The organism is Enterobacter asburiae, from assembly GCF_008080435.1.
In the GTDB taxonomy this organism is placed as follows: Bacteria; Pseudomonadota; Gammaproteobacteria; order Enterobacterales; family Enterobacteriaceae; genus Enterobacter; species Enterobacter asburiae_C.
In genome coordinates this window covers 1-628 of the sequence record NZ_VRKN01000065.1, presented here as the reverse complement: position 1 = coordinate 628, position 628 = coordinate 1, and the positions used below count along the sequence as shown (strand labels likewise).

Annotated in this window: 2 pseudogenes; one reads left to right on the top strand and one right to left on the bottom strand. The window is 47.5% G+C overall.

Annotated elements, in window-relative coordinates:
• Positions 1-76: 76 nt before the first annotated feature.
• Positions 77-283 (bottom strand): annotated as a pseudogene (locus FU672_RS25380) (TolC family outer membrane protein); the annotation flags it as partial.
• Positions 284-542: 259 nt separating this feature from the next.
• Here FU672_RS25380 and FU672_RS25375 point away from each other — a divergent pair.
• Positions 543-628, top strand: a pseudogene (locus FU672_RS25375) (hypothetical protein); the annotation flags it as partial.

Here is a 628-nt window from a genome sequence, read left to right as displayed (position 1 = left end):
ATCTTGTACAGAGATATATCCGAAAACAGCCCTGTCAGGTGCCGAAATTAACCTTTCGTCTCTCACATCGGCAAAGAAGCACTGGCGAATAAGCCTCTGCCTGCATGCCTGCAATACGCGTGCAGGTCTGGAGCTCATCGGAGGTGGAACTCACGCCCGCGTCTGCGCGCAGCTTTGTCAGTTGCTCGACGTTTTTGAGCGCCTGAACGTTATCTATCACCGCCTGTAGCAGATCGGAATAGCGTTTGACCTCTACTTAGCTAAGCGCCGTTTTTTCGGCCACTATTTGTGCCTGGCCAATACCTAATTGCACGGCCTGCTGACTAATTGTCTGGGTGATACTCAAAAAAACACCCAAAAAGAGGTACAGATAATTAGGAACATATTTTATTTAGCTGCCTTTCTGAATTTCAGGTAATACTCCCCATACCCATTTCCATTAGAAATGAGATCTACTTTCGCCTGATTTAAATTAAGAATTCACTTATTTCTTAAACTGGTTAGCGGCATAACAAAATGTGGTATAGCCCACCACACCCACAATGTTAATGCACGCCAGCATGCTGGTTGCTGGCGGTACGGCACGCTTTAGCGTTCACGGGGACAAGGGCAGCGTGGTGAAAGCCAG